This is a genomic window from Pseudomonas sp. PAGU 2196 (assembly GCF_022179005.1).
Lineage (GTDB): Bacteria > Pseudomonadota > Gammaproteobacteria > Pseudomonadales > Pseudomonadaceae > Aquipseudomonas > Aquipseudomonas kermanshahensis.
Genome location: NZ_BNTL01000035.1, coordinates 56,162 through 73,796, shown reverse-complemented (window position 1 = coordinate 73,796; position 17,635 = coordinate 56,162). Strand labels below are relative to the sequence as shown.

General features: G+C 52.6%; 19 protein-coding genes. 9 read left to right on the top strand and 10 right to left on the bottom strand.

Annotated features, from left to right (window positions below; all coding sequences use genetic code 11):
- From livM to MFF34_RS25175, 3 genes are read left to right on the top strand one after another with little or no spacing between them, the layout of a single operon-like run.
- On the top strand, window positions 1–1,281 hold the full coding sequence (gene livM, locus MFF34_RS25185) for a high-affinity branched-chain amino acid ABC transporter permease LivM (RefSeq protein ID WP_238217164.1): 1,281 nt from the start codon (window positions 1–3) through the stop codon (window positions 1,279–1,281).
- Window positions 1,278–2,150: an ABC transporter ATP-binding protein gene (locus tag MFF34_RS25180; protein ID WP_063427185.1), complete on the top strand. Its 873-nt coding sequence runs from the start codon at window positions 1,278–1,280 to the stop codon at window positions 2,148–2,150. Before livM ends, MFF34_RS25180 begins: the two co-directional genes overlap by 4 nt.
- Window positions 2,147–2,863, top strand: coding sequence for an ABC transporter ATP-binding protein (locus tag MFF34_RS25175; protein WP_063427187.1), 717 nt, complete (start codon window positions 2,147–2,149; stop codon window positions 2,861–2,863). Before MFF34_RS25180 ends, MFF34_RS25175 begins: the two co-directional genes overlap by 4 nt.
- 45 nt (window positions 2,864–2,908) lie before the next feature.
- Here the strand turns inward: MFF34_RS25175 and MFF34_RS25170 are convergent, their stop codons facing one another.
- A complete protein-coding gene (locus tag MFF34_RS25170; protein ID WP_238217163.1) occupies window positions 2,909–3,835 on the bottom strand; it encodes a glyoxylate/hydroxypyruvate reductase A in 927 nt (308 codons plus the stop codon).
- 171 nt (window positions 3,836–4,006) lie between these two features.
- Here MFF34_RS25170 and MFF34_RS25165 point away from each other — a divergent pair, with 171 nt between their 5' ends.
- Complete coding sequence (locus MFF34_RS25165; protein ID WP_238217160.1) at window positions 4,007–4,336, top strand: hypothetical protein; 330 nt, start codon at window positions 4,007–4,009, stop codon at window positions 4,334–4,336.
- Window positions 4,337–4,565: 229 nt separating this feature from the next.
- Here the strand turns inward: MFF34_RS25165 and MFF34_RS25160 are convergent, their stop codons facing one another.
- The 3 genes from MFF34_RS25160 to MFF34_RS25150 form a co-directional block, all read right to left on the bottom strand.
- Window positions 4,566–5,156 carry a hypothetical protein gene (locus MFF34_RS25160; protein ID WP_238217158.1) on the bottom strand — a complete coding sequence of 197 codons (591 nt, stop codon included), beginning with the start codon at window positions 5,154–5,156 and terminating at the stop codon, window positions 4,566–4,568.
- Window positions 5,157–5,774: 618 nt separating this feature from the next.
- Window positions 5,775–6,128, bottom strand: a complete 354-nt coding sequence (locus tag MFF34_RS25155) for a hypothetical protein (protein WP_238217156.1) — start codon at window positions 6,126–6,128, stop codon at window positions 5,775–5,777.
- A gap of 180 nt (window positions 6,129–6,308) precedes the next feature.
- Window positions 6,309–6,797 carry a hypothetical protein gene (locus tag MFF34_RS25150; RefSeq protein ID WP_238217154.1) on the bottom strand — a complete coding sequence of 163 codons (489 nt, stop codon included), beginning with the start codon at window positions 6,795–6,797 and terminating at the stop codon, window positions 6,309–6,311.
- A 245-nt stretch (window positions 6,798–7,042) separates the two neighbouring features.
- On the opposite strand from MFF34_RS25150, the gene MFF34_RS25145 reads away from it, so the two are divergent.
- On the top strand, window positions 7,043–7,519 hold the full coding sequence (locus MFF34_RS25145) for a helix-turn-helix domain-containing protein (protein WP_238217153.1): 477 nt from the start codon (window positions 7,043–7,045) through the stop codon (window positions 7,517–7,519).
- 675 nt (window positions 7,520–8,194) lie between these two features.
- Here the strand turns inward: MFF34_RS25145 and MFF34_RS25140 are convergent.
- Window positions 8,195–9,745: a sensor histidine kinase gene (locus MFF34_RS25140; protein ID WP_238217150.1), complete on the bottom strand. Its 1,551-nt coding sequence runs from the start codon at window positions 9,743–9,745 to the stop codon at window positions 8,195–8,197.
- A 177-nt stretch (window positions 9,746–9,922) separates the two neighbouring features.
- On the opposite strand from MFF34_RS25140, the gene MFF34_RS25135 reads away from it, so the two are divergent.
- Complete coding sequence (locus MFF34_RS25135; protein WP_238217148.1) at window positions 9,923–10,282, top strand: response regulator; 360 nt, start codon at window positions 9,923–9,925, stop codon at window positions 10,280–10,282.
- Between the two features lie 237 nt (window positions 10,283–10,519).
- Here the strand turns inward: MFF34_RS25135 and MFF34_RS25130 are convergent, their stop codons facing one another.
- Genes MFF34_RS25130 through MFF34_RS25120 form a run of 3 tightly spaced genes read right to left on the bottom strand, consistent with a single transcriptional unit; the run spans window position 10,520 to window position 12,169 of the window.
- Window positions 10,520–10,984, bottom strand: coding sequence for a hypothetical protein (locus MFF34_RS25130; RefSeq protein WP_238217146.1), 465 nt, complete (start codon window positions 10,982–10,984; stop codon window positions 10,520–10,522).
- An 11-nt stretch (window positions 10,985–10,995) separates the two neighbouring features.
- Window positions 10,996–11,388, bottom strand: coding sequence for a hypothetical protein (locus MFF34_RS25125; protein WP_238217143.1), 393 nt, complete (start codon window positions 11,386–11,388; stop codon window positions 10,996–10,998).
- Between the two features lie 52 nt (window positions 11,389–11,440).
- On the bottom strand, window positions 11,441–12,169 hold the full coding sequence (locus MFF34_RS25120) for a metallophosphoesterase (RefSeq protein WP_238217141.1): 729 nt from the start codon (window positions 12,167–12,169) through the stop codon (window positions 11,441–11,443).
- Between the two features lie 243 nt (window positions 12,170–12,412).
- On the opposite strand from MFF34_RS25120, the gene MFF34_RS25115 reads away from it, so the two are divergent.
- Window positions 12,413–12,868, top strand: a complete 456-nt coding sequence (locus MFF34_RS25115; RefSeq protein ID WP_238217139.1) for a helix-turn-helix domain-containing protein — start codon at window positions 12,413–12,415, stop codon at window positions 12,866–12,868.
- A gap of 218 nt (window positions 12,869–13,086) precedes the next feature.
- Window positions 13,087–13,299: a hypothetical protein gene (locus MFF34_RS25110; RefSeq protein WP_238217138.1), complete on the top strand. Its 213-nt coding sequence runs from the start codon at window positions 13,087–13,089 to the stop codon at window positions 13,297–13,299.
- Window positions 13,300–14,163: 864 nt separating this feature from the next.
- Here the strand turns inward: MFF34_RS25110 and MFF34_RS25105 are convergent.
- Together MFF34_RS25105 and MFF34_RS25100 are read right to left on the bottom strand one after the other, a co-directional pair.
- Complete coding sequence (locus MFF34_RS25105) at window positions 14,164–14,904, bottom strand: hypothetical protein (RefSeq protein ID WP_238217136.1); 741 nt, start codon at window positions 14,902–14,904, stop codon at window positions 14,164–14,166.
- Window positions 14,891–15,304 carry a hypothetical protein gene (locus MFF34_RS25100; RefSeq protein ID WP_238217134.1) on the bottom strand — a complete coding sequence of 138 codons (414 nt, stop codon included), beginning with the start codon at window positions 15,302–15,304 and terminating at the stop codon, window positions 14,891–14,893. The genes MFF34_RS25105 and MFF34_RS25100 overlap by 14 nt, the downstream gene beginning before the upstream one ends.
- Before the next feature lie 1,100 nt (window positions 15,305–16,404).
- Here MFF34_RS25100 and MFF34_RS25095 point away from each other — a divergent pair.
- Window positions 16,405–17,493: a hypothetical protein gene (locus tag MFF34_RS25095; RefSeq protein WP_238217132.1), complete on the top strand. Its 1,089-nt coding sequence runs from the start codon at window positions 16,405–16,407 to the stop codon at window positions 17,491–17,493.
- The last annotated feature ends 142 nt before the right edge of the window (window positions 17,494–17,635 follow it).

The window sequence follows — 17,635 nt, the reverse complement described above, 5'->3', positions numbered from 1 at the left end:
ATGAGCGATAAAATGAAAAGTATCAATCTCAAGAAAGTCTTGATCGATACCGTGATGGCCGGGCTGATCGCTCTGATCGTGTTTGGGCCCATCGTCGGTGTGGTTTTGCAGGGTTACGATTTCACCCCGCGATTTGACCGTGTTGGCTGGATCGTTGGGACAGTGATGGCTGGCCGATTCGTGCTGAGCTTGTTTCTGCAGACTGCCAGCGGCCATAAACTCATGGAGCGCTTCGACCGAGCAGGCGGTGGCGTTGGAGTAAAGCCGCCGGGACACGCATCGATCATGCGCTGGGTTCTCCCTGTGCTGATTTTGATGGCGCTCGTGCTGCCGTTTTACGCCAACAAGTATCTGCTGACAGTTGTGATCCTGGGCCTGATCTACGTCTTGCTCGGGCTAGGCCTTAACATCGTCGTGGGGCTGGCAGGACTGCTCGACCTCGGCTTTGTCGGATTCTATGCCATTGGTGCCTACGGGTTGACCTTAGGATACGAATATCTTGGTCTGGGCTTCTGGAGCATGCTGCCGCTGGCCGCCCTGCTCGCTGCTTTTGCAGGGATGCTTCTCGGATTCCCGGTGCTGAGGATGCATGGCGACTACTTGGCGATCGTCACCCTGGGCTTCGGTGAAATCATCAGGCTTGTTCTCACCAACTGGGTTTCGTTCACCAACGGCCCCAATGGGATGACGGCACCGTCCCCCACATTCTTCGGTCTCGAATTCGCTCGCCGCGCCAAGGATGGTGGCGTTCCGTATCACGAGTTTTTCGGAATCACCTACAACTCGAACATGAAGTTTATCTTCATCTACACCGTCCTGTTGTTGCTCGTTCTTGCAGTTCTGTACATCAAGCATCGCTTGACCCGTATGCCAGTCGGGCGCGCATGGGAAGCGCTACGAGAGGACGAAATCGCTTGCCGTTCGATGGGCCTCAACCATGTTTTGGTGAAGCTTTCCGCGTTCATGATCGGCGCATCAACTGCCGGGATAGCGGGCGTATTTTTCGCAACCTATCAAGGTTTTGTGAACCCGACCTCGTTCACCTTCTTCGAGTCGGCACTGATTCTCGCCATCGTGGTACTTGGAGGCATGGGATCAACCGTCGGAGTGGTAATTGCAGCATTTGTCCTGACGATTGCACCGGAGCTTTTGCGTAGCTTCGCCGACTACCGTGTGCTGATGTTCGGCATCCTGATGGTGCTCATGATGATCTGGCGTCCGCGCGGGCTGATTCGCATTAATCGAATTGGCATCGCCCCGCGCAAAGGAGTAGCTCCATGAAAGACAATATCCTCACCGTGGACAGCCTCATGATGCACTTTGGGGGCATCAAAGCACTCAACGATGTCAATTTCTCAATCAAGCGGCACTCGATCTCAGCGTTGATAGGCCCCAACGGCGCCGGCAAGACCACCGTGTTCAATTGCCTGACGGGATTCTACTCAGCCACTGGCGGCAAGATCCTGCTCAATGCACAAGGTAAACAGACGGACGTCATCCAAGTGTTGGGTGAACCCTTCAAAGCTCAGGACTTCATCAAGCCTGGACAGTTCGGGTCACGGCTCTGGTACAAGATGTTCGGCGGAACGCATCTGGTTAACCGGGCAGGACTTGCGCGTACCTTTCAAAACATCCGTCTATTCAAGGAAATGACTGTCCTGGAAAACCTGCTGGTCGCTCAGCACATGCTGGCTCAACGCAACCTGCTGACTGGCATCCTGAACACCCCCGCTTATCGAAAAACAGAGAGCAAGCTACTCGATACGGCCTTCTACTGGTTGGAAGTAGTCGACCTGGTCGAGCACTGCAACAGACTGGCAGGTGAGCTCTCTTATGGCCAGCAGCGACGCTTGGAGATCGCCCGAGCGATGTGTACCGGGCCGGAGCTGATATGCCTTGACGAACCCGCTGCCGGCCTCAATCCTGCCGAGACAATTGCTCTGAGCGCTATCATCCGCAAGCTTCGGGATGATCATCAGCTGACCGTACTGTTGATTGAGCATGACATGGGTATGGTCATGAGCATTTCTGATCACGTTATCGTGCTGGATCATGGCCTGGTTATCGCTCAAGGCGCACCAAGCGCGATCAAAGATGACCAGAAGGTAATCGCTGCTTACCTCGGTGCAGAAGAAGAGGAAGTAGCATGAGCACACCCATTCTCGCGTTCAAAGACGTCGACGTTCACTATGGCCCTATCCAGGCTCTGCGAAAGGTGAACCTCCACATCAACACCGGAGAAACTGTAAGCCTGATTGGGGCTAACGGAGCGGGCAAGTCGACGCTGTTAATGTCGATATTTGGACAGCCACGAGCCACTAGCGGGCAGATCCTCTATCAAGGGCAGGACATCACGCGCAAGAGCACCCACTTCGTGGCGTCTAACGGTATCGCTCAGTCGCCCGAGGGACGGCGCGTCTTTCCGGACATGACAGTCGAAGAAAATCTTCTTATGGGTACCATTCCTGTCGGCATGAGTCACGCCGAGGAGGATCGAGAGCAGATGTTCAACCTTTTCCCTCGCCTCAGGGAGCGGCGCAATCAACGAGCAATGACAATGTCGGGTGGCGAGCAGCAAATGCTTGCCATTGCCAGAGCACTCATGAGCCGACCCAAACTCCTGCTACTGGACGAGCCCTCACTCGGACTGGCACCTATCGTAGTGAAGCAAATCTTTGCAACTCTAAGAGAGCTCGCGAAGTCAGGCATGACCATCTTCCTGGTGGAGCAAAACGCCAACCATGCCCTGCGCCTAAGTGACAGGGCTTATGTCATGGTGACCGGCGAAATCAGGATGACAGGTACTGGCGAGGAACTGCTCGGCAACCAAGAGGTGCGCGAGGCGTATCTGGGCGGACACTAGATAAAGAGAGGGAGGCTCCTCACACGCCTCCCTCCCCCAAGCGCATCAATAGCCCTTTGAACGATCAACAACGTTGAGGAGTGGCAACCCAAGCTGCTCCCGCTCCATATTCGCCGTAATCACAGCCACAGCACCTTTGACCTGCACGTTGCTCGCAATGTGCGGCGTCACCAAAACTCGAGGGTGGCACCAGAACGGATGATCAGGTGAAAGTGGCTCCTGATCGAAAACATCCAGAACCGCTCCTCCGAGCCTTCCTCCATTCAATGCCTGCAGAAGATCTTCTTCAGCTATGTGCGCACCTCTAGCGACATTCACAAGCCCAGCGCCCTGCGGTAACCGATTCAACGTAGCAGCATTCAGAATCCCCTGAGTTTCAGGAGTTAAAGGCAGAAGGTTGACCAGAATGTCGCACTGCTCCAAGAAGTCATACAGCTCTTCTCGTCCGACATAACACCGCCCATCCGGTACCTCTTTGTAGGAGCGATTCCATGCGCTCAACTGAAAGCCGAAGGGTCGCAAACGGTCGAGAGCGACTAGCCCCAAATTACCTGCGCCCATGATGCCAACGCGGCGCTCGCTGGCTGGAATGATGGGCAAGGGCGTCCAGCATCTCTCCCGCTGACTAATTTGGTAATCAAAAATGTCACGATGCAGGGCGAGCACGCTAAACACTACGTACTCGGCCATGATGTCGGCCATCGACGTTTCGATGAGGCGCACCATCGAGACATGCTCTGGCAGCTGGGACAGGTCGAACTGATCGACACCGGCGCCGGCTGAGTACAGCGCCTTGAGGTTTGGGAAACGCTGCATGAGATCCGGAATCGGCTCCCAGGCGATGATGTACTGAACCTCATGTGGATTACCCGCATCTGGCCACAGACGAAAATCAAGTTCTGGGGCCTGCTGTGAAAAAACCTGACGCCATTCAGCTGCGCTGCCGGGCTCGGCCATGTACAGGATACACATGTCTAGCTCCTAGATTTCTGACCAGACATCATGCCCGCCCACAGCAGTGATTACTTGGCACCAAAACCCCAAAAAACTCGAACCAATTCCTACTTTGAGTTGATTGTTGGCCTCCGCTATTGAGGGCAGTCTGGGACGTTCGCACTTCCGTACCCCACAGAAAGGACTCTCATGGCTAGTCACTCCTTCTTGCTGACCTACAGCGTCTCTCCGTATACAGAAACCGATCGGCAACATCAGAACCAAGCCGTTCGCTTGCGTCAAAAATTGAACCGCATTGAGATCGAGGAATGGAACAAGCTCGAAACTGTCGAGACAGCTTTCAAAGGCGTCGTTCACCTGAGCGAAACGACCATTACTCAAAAGCGGAATGAGGCCGAGAACATCGCCTGGAATCAGATCAAGGAGGTGATGGAGTCCTTGGGCGCTTACAAAGACACAACCGTACATGTGGTGATGATGGTGCAAGGGCTTGGCGAAATCATCGAGTTCAAGCTCTGACGGCCACTATTCCCTGCCAACTGCGAGAGGCCATCTCAGTGAATGGATGATGGCCACTGCGTTTGTTTTCTCCACCGTGCAGAGAGAAGCTCGCGAGCTAAACGTGATTCATGAATCAATGTAGCGGAGAAACGAATCACTTCTGTCTGTCCAGACGTGCCAGCCACCACCTCACAGAACTGTCACAGTCGCGCCGCTCAACCTGGATGGCCACATCACCCCCTGCGTGTCAGACCGACATTGTCTGGTAACGGATCAGCGAGGTCGCCCAGAGATCTCCTTTGACCGCCGCCTTGTGTACTGATGCGGGGCTGGTAGCCAACCATTTACCAAGCTTGGGCTTCACGAGTGGTTTGGCCATTCGGGCCATGCAGGCCTTTAAGAAAGGCGTCATCTTCTCTTGGATGTGTGGTTCTAGGTACAAGGTCTCCGATGACGCACAGCGCGTTGTTTCGCGATATCTGAGCCCTTTGGGCAGAGCATGCCCCCTCCCCCAGTTGAGTGCTGGCATCTCGCTGGCGGGATAACTCGACTCGGTGGGTAAGTAGTACGTCCCGAGATCTATGATCGCTCCATCGAGCTCCACCCAGAAGTGAGAGACGGGCTCTGTGGGCGAACCATAGCCTTGGAGCGTGACATCACGCCCATCCTTTGAGACGACAAACGCCAGAAAATCTCCTCCGACAATCTCGGGCTTGTAGCCCATTCCCTCAAGGAGCCTCTGAATACCAAAGGCCGCATACATGCACCGCTTATGGTAGTCGTGGGGAAACTGGCTTCGTAGGCACTTATCCACCACATAGAGCACACGTTCGATCATCCCTGTATTACTCAAAGCCATCGTCCTCATGAACGTTATGAACCACAAAAATGCTATCGATGCACTCGATCAATCTCAGACCTTGCCGGAGCAGAAATCAGGTCGCTTTTGGCACCGTCCAAGGGGAATTTTCCGAGATTTCTTGAAGCAGGGAGGCGCTCCATCGAAGGCCGCCTCCTAGGGCTCCAACACTCAAAAAAAGCCCGGTATTTGTGACACAGATCACAAACCTGAGCAGAATTTCAAATTCTGCCCTATAAAATTTTTTTGCGGGACGGAGTTCTTATATTTGAGAGCCAAAAAAAAGCGGGGATCTGCGTCGCATCCATTTCTCGATTTTTCCTAGGTATTTGCCGCTCGCTTTTCCCAGCCTTTCAGCACTCGGTGATTCGGAAAGTATCCCGAGTCGGACTGCCCACACGGTCTAGCCCCCACCGGGGGCTTGGGCAGGTCGTCTGGTTCGGCCTTTAGGCCGGCTGCTTTTCACTTTGGGATCAAATACAAGGCGCAAAGCGCAACAGCGGGAGTCTATTTAGCGTGATCGAAAATTTCCGGTCAGTGTCGGACAACGGCTAGCTGTCTCTACCGGTTAGGGAGTGGTTGTCGGAGAGGCAGTTTTTACACGCCAATATCGTGAGCGAGAAGGTCTTCACTCATGATCTCTGGAGCCCTCCCGCTCTGCACCAGTAAGCGTTGCAGACTCCGGCTGAGATAATCAAACAGCCAGGTACGAAGCTCGATGTGCCAACCGTAATCGTAGTAGCTGACATGCCGGCGTGACTTGATCTGGAGGGCGGCGAGAAGCGACCTATAGGCTTCTTCGCCAATGAAATCAGCGGTGATCCGGATAGGTTCATCCTTCCCAGACTTGCGTACGTAATCATTCAGTAACTGATCCAGGGCCGCCGCAAATCCGGCCCCATAGCAGACCGAGGCGACACCCCAGACGTCACGGACAATCGTGCTCTCCATCCCACTCGCCCTAGCGCCCACTTCTTCAAGGCAAAAGGCCAGCAATATACTCCATAAACAGCCTATGCCATGTCAGGTGCTCGACCGACACGATATCCATGGCACAGAAACCAGTGAGCAGATGCTAAATGGCTGAGTGAAGCCGACTCGCAGCTGCTCATGGTCATGCAGCTGCCTTGGCTACACCGTGAACCCGTGTCCTGCGAGTTGCGCACGCAGATAGCTGTCTTTAAGCACCTTGGGAAATCCGATAATCAGCTTCCACATCAGGTACACAAAAACGATCGGCACCACGATCCCCAGGTAGCCCCCGAACAGCAAACCTACCAGGCTGAGCGGAATGAACAGCAAGGCCAATACGCCGCCGCTGATTCTCATTTTCCTGATCCAGCTGTTGAACCCGTCCGCCTCGTACAGCTTCTCACCAGATACCGTTTTGATCGCATACAGGATGAAGCCCAGCCGGCCAAGCTTCACAAAGTGAAATTCACCCTCCAGGCCAGGCTTCAGATATGACGCGATGTAGTGCCCCACTCCCACTTTCTTCACCATCCTCACGGCGCCAGACGGTTCCTTGAATCGCAAGTAGGTGAATTCGGTGCCCTCAGGCAGATTGCTCTGAGGGCCCACGACTTCAAGCACACCTTTCATGACACTCGCATCCGACATAGTTATCTCTCCTTTCGTGCTCGCAAGCGGCTGCAAGCTGATTTGTCCGTACGGACTGCGATTCACTGCGGTGCTAACACCCCAGCGGTTAGAGCAGACCCACCCTCACCTTGAAGCGGGTGATGGACGCGCTGGTCTGCTCTGGCTGTCTCGCGATATCAATATGATATCCCAATAAAGGCACTATATTGCATAGTGTGGGACTGATCAACGTGGCTTCATCCTCGCTTTTGCGAGGAGAGATCATGGCGTTGATGCCGGCGCTGGCAGCCTTGATACGAGGGATCAGGCACGCCAAGGCGCTCTCGCAAGAAGAGATGTCTGGCACGGTGGAAGCCCGCCATTTGCACAATATTGAAAATGCGCGCTCGAGTATCACCATCAACAAGCTTGAGGCCGTAGCCGGAAGGCTCGAAATCGACCCTGCCGCACTCGTCGTGCTGGCATCCGCGCTCTCGAATGGATTGTCCGATGACGAGGTGCTTGAGCACCTGCGCCTGGAGCTCAAGAAGCTTGACGTGCTGGGCTCAAGAGAAAGTCTTACAAAGTACTTTGATCAGGGAACAGTCACTCGGGGGAAGCCGGGTCGTCAAATTGATCATGTAAAGCTTGAGGCTATTCGCCAGGCGAAGGCGGCTGGCGAAACTCAGAAGTCGGTCAGTATCAGGCTCGGTATTCCCAAGTCTACGGTGGGCCGGCTGTGGCACTCCCTTGAAGATTGATGCGCCCCGCTTGAGGGCGCTCTCCACTATCCGCACCTAAATCATCGACTCAATAATTTATGACGCTTTGGGGCTAATGAGTTTCTCGTCATGCTCATTCACCATTACGTCCAAAATCAGCCACTGCCACACCACGCAGGACTGTCGAACCTCAACCTCCTCTCGGGGATGGATGGGCACTGCGTAATCTCGCTTTCATAATGGCCACAACCGGGATACCAAGATTGAGTTGCGGATCAAAAAAATCGACTCCGACGAGCCCCACGCGCGGGACAAAGAACAAGCAAGACAGACGATCCTGAAGAGCTCAAATTTGAGAAATCGAGACCTTCAAAAAGCTCGCCAAGCTTGAAGGCGCAGCATGAGGGTGTCGAGATAAGTCCCATCTTCAAGAGAGCGTGCGGGACGCTGCCCGCTCTAATCTCACTGGAAGGCAAGCTGCATGAGCCTGTCGCGCACACCAGAAACAGACTCTACGTGGCGTTCTCACGAGCACGAGGAGTTGAGTGTCGCTGATTCTGGATTCATGAACCCGCCGGCCTCTGAATAAGACCAACGGACGTCGAGCTGCTTAGGTGGGAGCCTGTGATCATCGGCAACGGGTGACAGCGGCGAAATCAGAATAACCATGCGCTCAGATATTGGAGCTGTGCCGTGACATCGGACATCTCGGCACTAAAGCTTGAACCGCACGTGGATCGTGCTTTTCTTCACCAGGCGATCCACGGTGATAGCCGCAGCTCCATATCCCGAATAGCTCTTGATCAGGCGCATCCCTAAACCAGTGCCGCTGGGCTTAGGGTAAGACTCGGGAAAGCCGTCCCCTTCATCTTCGACCGTAATCAGGGCGTGATCTTGAACACCCTTCACGCTGACGGTGATTGTGCCCTTTCCGTACTTCAAGGAGTTGGTGATCAGTTCCGAAATGACGAGACCAAGCGGCGCCATCCTCTCCGGTGGCAGAATGAAGTTGTCGGCCTTGAGAGTGATTTTGCGGTCAGACAACGCCTTGCTCAAATCCCTGAGCAGAGCAGCCAGGTAATCGGAAACACGCACATCTTGCGTACCAGTGCTTTGATAGAGCCGCTCATGAACGCTGGCGATCGTGACCACCCGCCCCGCCGCAGTCTCCAACTGTAGCCTTACCGCCTCATCCGCTGTCAGGTTGGCCTGCAAAAGGAGCAGCGTATTGACGAGGTGAAGGCTGTTCTTGACCCGATGATGGATCTCTTCCAGGTGAAGGTCTGTGGTCGTCTGGCGACTGTTCTGAGCTTCGATCAGGGACAACAACTGAGCTTCGTAGCTATGTCGCTCGGTAATATCTCGGGAAACTGCGATCAGTTTATCCACGTTGCCATCTGTGCCCAGGATAGGTGCGACGGTTACATCCCACCATTTCGGCTCGGCGTTAGCCGTGGGGCAATACGCCTCGAAGCGTATGGACTCCCCGTTTGTACCTTTAGCCACGGCGTTCTGAACAAGCCCTTTAGACTCGTCCGGCCACAATTGCAACCACGACAAGCCACGTACCTGTGCAAGATGACCGATTTGCATGAGGCATATGCCGGCGTCATTCATGAACTCAATTTCGCCATTAGCGGTTAGGATCTTGACGCAGTCCGGACTGGCGTTAAGCATGCTTTCCGAATAGGGGTTAACTGCTGGCACATTGGCCAACTCACTCAAGCGCTCTACCGCCATCGAGATGACGTTGGAAATTCCCTCAAGGAAAACCAGATCGCTCTCAATGAAATCGTCACCATCACTACTGTCCGCCTCCAGTACACCAAACGGCCCCAGAATGCCTCGGATCGGCACATTGATCGCACGCTCGATACCGTATTTCTTCAGCAGTTCAGGTGTTCGAAAACGGAATTCCTGACCCAGATGGTTCGACAAGACCGGCCTGTACGTAGCAATGGCGTAGCCGGCAGGGCTGGCCACATCACCACCTACCGTGGCGTGACCGATATCCGCGTCATCCCAACCGACGCCGTGGGACAGTAGAAAGTCATCGCTCTCAGGAATCGGCGTCAGCACCTTGGCAAAACGCGTTTCCATACCCCTCGCCACAGCAGCGCAGGCTTGAGTGAGCAGTGCATCAAGATCTGTCGACTTGAGCGACATGACACCATATTCAACGACGATCCCATGCTGCCGGTGGAGCCGGGCGTGCGACTTCTGCAATGCAGCACGAATTGTTTCGTCAGGAGGTACCTGTTGCATGGGTTGATCCCGCGATTCGATAACCAGGCAAGCTAGTGTATAGAGTAGAGCCCTCCCCTGATAAAGCTTCATCAGCAATAGGGCACTTTGTCGTACCGTTTACCACCGCTCGTCACCCGGACGCAACGACGAAATCTGTCTAAGCCCTAAGGAGGACAGGCAGAGAGTTGGCACAACATGCTCAGCAATATTCTAGTGGTCGAAGATGACACCACCCTCCGAGAAATCACGACGGATGGCCTGGCATCCCTCCCGGATGTCGCTGTCATGTCGTGTGCGAACGCCGATGAAGCATTCTGCCTGCTGAATAACGGGTTCAAGGCATGTCTGGTGTTCACCGATATCCACATGCCTGGGACGCTGGACGGCCTCGACTTGGCCAGGGAGATCTGGAAACGGTGGCCTCATCTGCCCGTGATACTGACGTCCGGAGACGCAGTCATCGCCATTGACACATTACCCGCCAACGCCGAGTTCATGCCAAAGCCTTGGACACTTACAGATCTCCTGACCACTATCGGCAAGCATCTGAGTTGATAGTAGAACAGCGGATGCTCTCGGTACGCGGCTTGCACCCGTTTGAGCGCCAGGTTTGGGGCTTGCCACAGCTGAAGCACTCGGTCAGAGATTTAAGTAAGAAGTGGGAACGGACACAGTGATGAAAAACCCTGGACACCTTACTACGCCCCCAAGCTGGTATCGCGATCGGCTTATCCATTTTCACGGGTTCTGTAATGACTGCTGCGGGAGTCATGGATCTGACACAGGGGGTAGCTAACCCCCTGTAATATCTCTATCCAGCCTGAGCCAGCTTTCGTGTGGGCTCACACCTTTGCGCAGCAACCTGCACATTCTTGAAAGCTCCGAGAGCGCAGGCATTGATACATGCTTGCGGGCTCCCCGCCCACCCAGCACGTACACCATTTCTTCCGCCTCAAAGAAGCAGTCTTCAAACTGCCTCATGAAGCCCGAGAGCATGGCTGCACCCTGCCTTACGCCTCTGCTGTCATAGAGCACTTGCCCGGCGAAAAGCGTGGACGGCTGTAGCTCCCTGGCGTGAATGTGCTTCTCATCTTGCTCACTCACCATGACATCCAGGATCATCCAGTCACGCACCACACGATACTCCCGACCCTCGAATTCCTCACTGGCCGCTGCCAACAAGGCATCATCCGTGAGGGCCGAGCCCATCAACACTTGAGCTGGCCCGTAAAGCACATCTTCCAACAACTCATTCACCACTCACTACCTCAGCTTCTGCGCTCAACACCCTGAGCGCCATTGAACTTCTGAATACTCTCGCGCATGACCTCTACCAAAACAGCCTCTGCCTCCTCAAATGTCTTGCCCCGCTGCAACGACCTGAGCAAGGGCCTGACCATCAAGTTCACCAGTTCATCGAGTGCCGCTTCGTCAATCACACGTTGATCTGCGCGTGCACCGTTCAAGAGGTCAGCGGCAGCTGCCCTTGCCGAGAGATAACCAGGGCGATCAAGAACCTCCCCCGGATCGACAGACACACGTCCGTTTTCGTAGCGCAATGTCCGAAGAGCTTTCAGTGACTCGGATATTTCCTGCTCTTCCAGGCTCAGTGGCTCACCAGCGAACCACCTCAGTAATCGGCTACGCGTCCTGCTGTACAAGCGCCGACATCCATCAACCCACATCACGGCTCATCCTGGCTTCACCCTCGCTTCAGATATCAACGACAAAGTCGGGAACAAAACCGGTCGGCTCGCCTGGGTAACCTCTCGGGTTCGAGATGATCCGACAGCCACTCACCACCACATCGACCTGGCGATGGGTGTGGCCAAAGATCCAGACATCCGCCTGCGCGACCAGGTCATGCCATTCATTGAAGTAGGCAGCTCCCAGATGACCTTCATTGTTATGCCCATTGACCTCTGGGATCGGGCAATGATGAGTCACCACGACCGTCTTACCAGCGAAGTCCTTCGAGAGTTCAGCGACGAGGAATTCACGAGTGGCGATGTTTCGAGCGATGAGATCAGCAGGACGTAGCTTTCTGTACTCATCCCCGATTCGGATACTCGTAAAGTCGTTCATCCACTCCCCGCACAGCTGCATCGCAACCCGGTAGTCACCGGTTGACGTGAAGTCTGTCCAACCCGTGCCCACCAGAAATCGGGTGTCGCCGATAATCAGGGACTGGTTTTCCAGGACGTGCACATGATCTGCGGCGGCCTCTCGCATCTTGTCCAGCGTTCGATCGAGGTGGCCTCGGTAAAATTCGTGGTTGCCACAAACGTAGAGCACCGGCGACGAAAACACCTCATTGGCCCACATCACTCCCCTGCTGAGCAGGTGGATGTCTCCGGCCAAGACCACCAGATCCACATCAATCCGCGGGGGTTGGAACTCCTTAAATTCCAAGTGCAAGTCGGAGTAAATCAGGGCTTTCATTAATCGCTTTGACTCCAAATTGAATCAGCACCACTAGCCCATTGCGCGCAGCGCAACACCCATTCCAAGGCCATCCGAGACAGGGCCATGTCGATTTAGCGGTATATTGAAATGGCCGCTTTAGGGCGACATGCATCGCCGCCTGCGGGACAACAGACCATGACCGTACACGGTCATGACTATAGGCATTTGCGTGTAAGGACGCAAATTCGACATATCGCTCCGTTTGCGGAACCACTTTCCATGGCCCTACGTACAGCCTTTGCAGCCGCGTTGAGATTTCTCAGGGCTCGCCGTGACCTTTCTCAAGGTGACCTTGCGCTACATCGAGATCAGTCTCATGTCAGCCGGCTTGAGGCGGGTCAGCGTGGTGTGACCTTGCAGGTCAGCGACGACTTGGCCAAAGCGTTGGGGGTTGATCCGATGACGCTGCTAGCAATCGCTTACGCAGCTGAGCACCAGACATCGCCGCGTGAGGTTCTGAGCCGCCTTGAGGCCGATCTAAGCAAGTTGAACCTGCTCGACGACTGCATTCCGCTGGATGCAACTGCTCAAGCGCATCCTGTCGCAGCGGAGGCAGGAACGTTGAGATCGCGTATTGAAGAATTGAAAGCTGAGAATCTGTCACAGGCAGAAATTGCCAGGCGACTCGGTGTATCCGGTGCAACGGTCAGTAGGCATTTGCACAAGTCGAAGTAAAAAATGGCCATCCGGTTTTCGAGCCGCTGGCCCGTTTTTTTTCGCCAGCATGTATAGCTAAAGACTTCGGCTCGGCGCCCCATGCCGCTCTCCTTGACTACCTCGCTTGCACAGTGGTCGCTGCGCACGATTCTCAAATGTGCCATAAAGCAACAAGACCAACCCAGGAGCTGACCCTCGAACTGGAGGGATTACTCCCCAGCGCGGGTCTATTGAACATGAAACAGCTTTCCAACTTGATACCGTCGATAGACAAACTGACCGGCAGCCAAAAGCTCGGCTTGGAGTTTATTGAAAAATGGAGAGCTCAATTCCAAGCCGAGCATCCGGATGGCGTTACGGAAGATTGGCTCCAGTTCAATGATCACTCCCTCGATCAGCTGCCCCCCTCATGCTGGACGAAATCGAAAGTGCACGAGCAGCTTCGTTGAATCGCTTTACCGTCCTCGGACTCTTGCAGGATCTGATGAGAGGAGATGAATGGGGGAGCAGCGAAATGCAATTCCTTAGGTCAGTTACCGTGCAGGCTTTCGAGAAGGAGATCAGGGCCGCGTCCGGTAAAGATCTTCAGCTTCTCGCCCAAAAGGGATTCGGATTCGTAAAGAATGCAGGGTTGCCTGAGGGTGATTATGGAAACACGCCTCATACGCTCCTACAGGCCTGCCGATAGATTGGTGAGCAGGAGCCGCATTCCCGGCTGGCTGAAATTCTTCGGCGGGAAGCCAAGATTGCAGGTGTAGATCCTCAATTTGAGCCAGAGGATTTTGCACTGATTCAATGGCAGGGTTGACCCGTTCGAAACGGAACCTATGTGTCTGGAGGGGTTGCTTTCGACTGGGCGTTGTATAACACCGCCCAGCGTTTATGTGCAATGCGCGATTTGATGTGCGCGAGCGTCCGGCAATTTCACCTTCCGAATCCCGGCATAAAGGCGATGGTGTCAGCGTATTTTTAACCGGACGCGATCACCCTTACCCCTAGGATTTCCATGCGTCAACGAAGCTCCGATCCGAAACTGTTCAAAGCCCAGGTCGTTCAGGAATGCCTGCAACCTTGAGAAGCGCTTCGGGAACCACTACTCCTATCTCTGACTAGTTCTTCAAATCCAACTTGAGTCTAGGAAAGGTGTCTCCTTTGAATCCGTGAGCCTCAGTTTTTTTGATACAATCCTAGCAACTTAGTGGGTACAACCATCGCCAATCCTAGCATTTGGACATGTGCCTTTATAACCTGATCGCATCCGCCTCCGCCACCAGGCTTCTCGCCATTGAGTAAAGCACATTGGCCTCAATTCATCACTTACCCTTCAGCAACTTGGTGTAATAGATGTAAATCTTATTGGAGAGATCTTTTTGAGTATTATAAATTAGCACCCTCTCACTCTGCAAATCGAAAGCAATATCTTCCAACCCCTCAGAAACAAGTAAGATATTTTTTCCTAGAGCATGGGCTATTCCCAGCTCATAATGCACATTTGGATTTCTACCATTAATATTTGCAACTACAAAAGGTGAGCATATGATTTGCTCAACAATGTGCTTTAAAATATTACCAACCTTGAACGCTTCATCACCACGAACCGCCAGCAAATTATTCATTTTGCAAGCGACTTTGATAGTATCATAAGTCTCATCATACATAGAGTGGAAAGGCGTCAAAACAAAAACTTGATTATCGATGATCTTTAATGAATCCAGATCGATTCCTAGTTCATCAATAAACTGATAAGGCCTGAGCGATGCGAGCGCACTGCCTCTAGGGCACTCTGCAGAATCACTATGGGCACGATTACCCTCAATGAGTAGATGATTTACATCATGCCAGCGATCCGGATTTTTTTGCATCCGCTCAGTGAGGTGATAGATCTTTTCTTCAAAAGACTTTCTCATAGCCTCAAGTTCAACACGCTGAGTCAACTCATTATAGCGAGTTTTACTTTTGCTAAAACGAAATATATACCAACCAGACACTAGCGACAGAATAGCAGAAACATAACCCGCTATAACGGCAACCTCTTTGAGATCAAGAAATACCATTTTGTTTACTCACCAGAAGTGCTACGGAATAGGACGCCATCATGATAGTGATAAAAAAGTTAAAGCCAGTTGCAAGAATTACACAAGTCAGCTTTAACTGTCCCATACGACCTTTTTCCACAGCAGCAAGGCAAATGCGCCAGAGCATAATACTAAATGCCTTTAATGCAATAAAGCTCAAGAGCAAAAAAATTGCTTCCGAAAGCGCACCACCATTACCCAAAATCATGATAAAGCTGATTAGGGTAGAGACTCCAAATATGGAAATATCCACCGGAATCTCCATGGTGGCCCGCCAAATTTCGTGACCATTTACAGGCCGGCAAGCTATAAGCTTTATCATGAAAACAATTGACAACAGCGCGATTGGCAGAACCGCCGTATAAGTTGCGGGGGTCATTCAGTGCAATCCTATGCCTCAGTATTTTTCTCGTTGGCTAAGCAAGCGGCATGCGGTAGGTGCCTGCCCAAGGGGCGGCATTATGGCGCACTTGAGGGCAGGAATTCTAGATGTCGAAATCCATGCGGATAGCGTCGTCGCTTTTGGGAACCGGATAGAAGCTGGGGCGCCGAAGCCTTCGAAGTTCTAGACATCGAGATCCAGAACCTTGTTGACGTCCACGTCCCTAGGGATGCTGGTGAACAATGGCTCATCACCCACCCACGTGATGATTTGGATCGTGATCGTCTAACTGGAGATCGATGGAGTGCTTGATTAGCACTACAAAGGTGGAGAGCTGATCACTCACAAGCCAGACCGCCGAACCGATGCGTCAAAGGTGAAAGCAGTGCTAGAAGCGATAGACGCAGGTAGAGCCAAGGAGCGGATCGCGAACGAGCTCTGCATGTGTGCCACCCACCCACCCCGTCGTAGGTGGTTGCGCTCACGTGCAGGTACATACTACTCCCTGAAGGCCCCACTTACCTCTATCTCACTACGCAAAAGCCAGATCCAACATGCCCTGGCTTTCTAGGGGTTGGCCAAGGTGACACACCACGGGCATTCTGGAGTTCCATTTGGACTGATAGCGAATGCAGTGAGCCGTCAATGAGCCAGCATGAATGTGGGCTAGGATGCAGGGATTTTCCAGATCGAAGTTTGGGTCTATGTAACCGAATATGAGAGCTGAATGCTTCTGCATCCGCCTGAAAAAGGCAAAAGAGCGTCCAAAATAAACCATTGCCGGACAGGCTCACAAGGGTTCTAAATGTCTGTACGACGTCAGGTATTTCCTCATTTTCGGCTACCAGACCATCAACTGGCGCTGCGTACTCTTAGAGAACTTCAGAAAGCAATAGCTGATCAAACACATATTCTGTTGCGATGCATGTTTTTGCCACCCATCTGCGAAGATGAGATCCATGGATGCAGTGAAATCTTATGACGTCTAGTATTGGTGCCAGCACTCTACCGAGAAATAGAGTTCGCTTGATGAGTTATGATTAATTACTTTAATTCAGCCTCCCTGAGAAACACTCAAGACCAAAGGAGCAATCACTATGACTACCATTTTTACACTCAATGCTCGGGGGAACGTATTTCTGGAGTCGATGGGCGATCATTACAAGATACCAGCCCCCAGGATGCGAAAAGAAATCCAATGGATGTTCGGCACCACTGTACAGAGCCTCGCCAAAAGCGGAGTAAATTATGAGACTCTCAGAACGACACTTGTCCCATCCACCAAAAAGGATGAGGCAGCTTTTCTTTTCGATTCCACCACGATAGATGATTACGGCTATGGGCGGGTCGCCATGGACAAGCTCTTACCTCTACTCGACCCTAGAAGCTCTCACAGCATCCTCCTTGGAGACCTTGTTGGATCCAAAGAACTGCAACAACGAATCTATGAAATTCTCAGAGAGCAATTAATCCTAGCAAGATCGTACAAATATAAACACAGCACTAATATTTTCTGCATTTACGTCAACAATCTAAGTAATGCGTCGCTGGAGCGGATCAACGAAGGTCTTTCGCCAGACCCAGCATATATTGGATACATTCCCACTACCTATGAGTCGCGAGCGAAGTCATACCTTTCAACGGTTCTGGCAAATCAGTGCATCAAACATGGTAATATGATGATTGTCGCGCACGAAGACGATCGCTCGAATGACGAAAACGTGAACATCACAAGCTATTCATTTGAGAATTACGACTACAAAATCAAAAGCATCCAACAGCATTACTTCAGTCACTTCTTAAGCTACAAGATAGAAAGGAAACCGATACCGGGCTTAGAGTTTGACACCTATTTTTCGCTAAACGCCATTTCCGATAACGTATCCCAACTCACTGGAATGGATGTCTTCATCGAAGATGCCAAATTCAATTACCTGGTCACCGCTGGCAAGCTTGTAAAAGGAGGGATCACAGACATTGAAAAGAACGAGCTGGCTTTTCTCATCCGCATGAAGATCGAAGACAACTATATCTACGGCCTTCGTTATCAGAAAGAACATGACGTTATGAGCTTTAACGTCGTAGTTGAACTTACTCGGCATGATACACACCGTCCTGTCCGGATGAATGTTGGCCTTGAGTACAGGCCAACCGAGAACATTTTGAGAATGATCACGTGCTTCTAGGAGCGTTTATCAAGAATTTTTAATCAGCCAAGCCCTGACCCAAAGTAATGAGCCAAAAGGGCGACCTTAGGATTGTCTCTTCATCAGCGCCCTCAATAGGCGACTTCGCCACCCACCCTGAAAATGCCATCAACCAAAATGG

What these genes read in the sequence shown, in the direction of transcription:
- MFF34_RS25110 (WP_238217138.1), top strand. Translation starts at nt 13,087, where the DNA reads ATGAAACAGCTTTCCAACTTGATACCGTCGATAGACAAACTGACCGGC.
- MFF34_RS25115 (WP_238217139.1), top strand. Translation starts at nt 12,413, where the DNA reads ATGGCCCTACGTACAGCCTTTGCAGCCGCGTTGAGATTTCTCAGGGCT.
- MFF34_RS25120 (WP_238217141.1), bottom strand. Translation starts at nt 12,169, where the DNA reads ATGAAAGCCCTGATTTACTCCGACTTGCACTTGGAATTTAAGGAGTTC.
- MFF34_RS25145 (WP_238217153.1), top strand. Translation starts at nt 7,043, where the DNA reads ATGGCGTTGATGCCGGCGCTGGCAGCCTTGATACGAGGGATCAGGCAC.
- MFF34_RS25105 (WP_238217136.1), bottom strand. Translation starts at nt 14,904, where the DNA reads ATGGTATTTCTTGATCTCAAAGAGGTTGCCGTTATAGCGGGTTATGTT.
- MFF34_RS25100 (WP_238217134.1), bottom strand. Translation starts at nt 15,304, where the DNA reads ATGACCCCCGCAACTTATACGGCGGTTCTGCCAATCGCGCTGTTGTCA.
- MFF34_RS25095 (WP_238217132.1), top strand. Translation starts at nt 16,405, where the DNA reads ATGACTACCATTTTTACACTCAATGCTCGGGGGAACGTATTTCTGGAG.
- MFF34_RS25180 (WP_063427185.1), top strand. Translation starts at nt 1,278, where the DNA reads ATGAAAGACAATATCCTCACCGTGGACAGCCTCATGATGCACTTTGGG.
- MFF34_RS25140 (WP_238217150.1), bottom strand. Translation starts at nt 9,745, where the DNA reads ATGCAACAGGTACCTCCTGACGAAACAATTCGTGCTGCATTGCAGAAG.
- MFF34_RS25160 (WP_238217158.1), bottom strand. Translation starts at nt 5,156, where the DNA reads ATGATCGAACGTGTGCTCTATGTGGTGGATAAGTGCCTACGAAGCCAG.
- MFF34_RS25175 (WP_063427187.1), top strand. Translation starts at nt 2,147, where the DNA reads ATGAGCACACCCATTCTCGCGTTCAAAGACGTCGACGTTCACTATGGC.
- MFF34_RS25170 (WP_238217163.1), bottom strand. Translation starts at nt 3,835, where the DNA reads ATGTGTATCCTGTACATGGCCGAGCCCGGCAGCGCAGCTGAATGGCGT.
- MFF34_RS25155 (WP_238217156.1), bottom strand. Translation starts at nt 6,128, where the DNA reads ATGGAGAGCACGATTGTCCGTGACGTCTGGGGTGTCGCCTCGGTCTGC.
- MFF34_RS25150 (WP_238217154.1), bottom strand. Translation starts at nt 6,797, where the DNA reads ATGTCGGATGCGAGTGTCATGAAAGGTGTGCTTGAAGTCGTGGGCCCT.
- MFF34_RS25135 (WP_238217148.1), top strand. Translation starts at nt 9,923, where the DNA reads ATGCTCAGCAATATTCTAGTGGTCGAAGATGACACCACCCTCCGAGAA.
- MFF34_RS25165 (WP_238217160.1), top strand. Translation starts at nt 4,007, where the DNA reads ATGGCTAGTCACTCCTTCTTGCTGACCTACAGCGTCTCTCCGTATACA.
- livM (WP_238217164.1), top strand. Translation starts at nt 1, where the DNA reads ATGAGCGATAAAATGAAAAGTATCAATCTCAAGAAAGTCTTGATCGAT.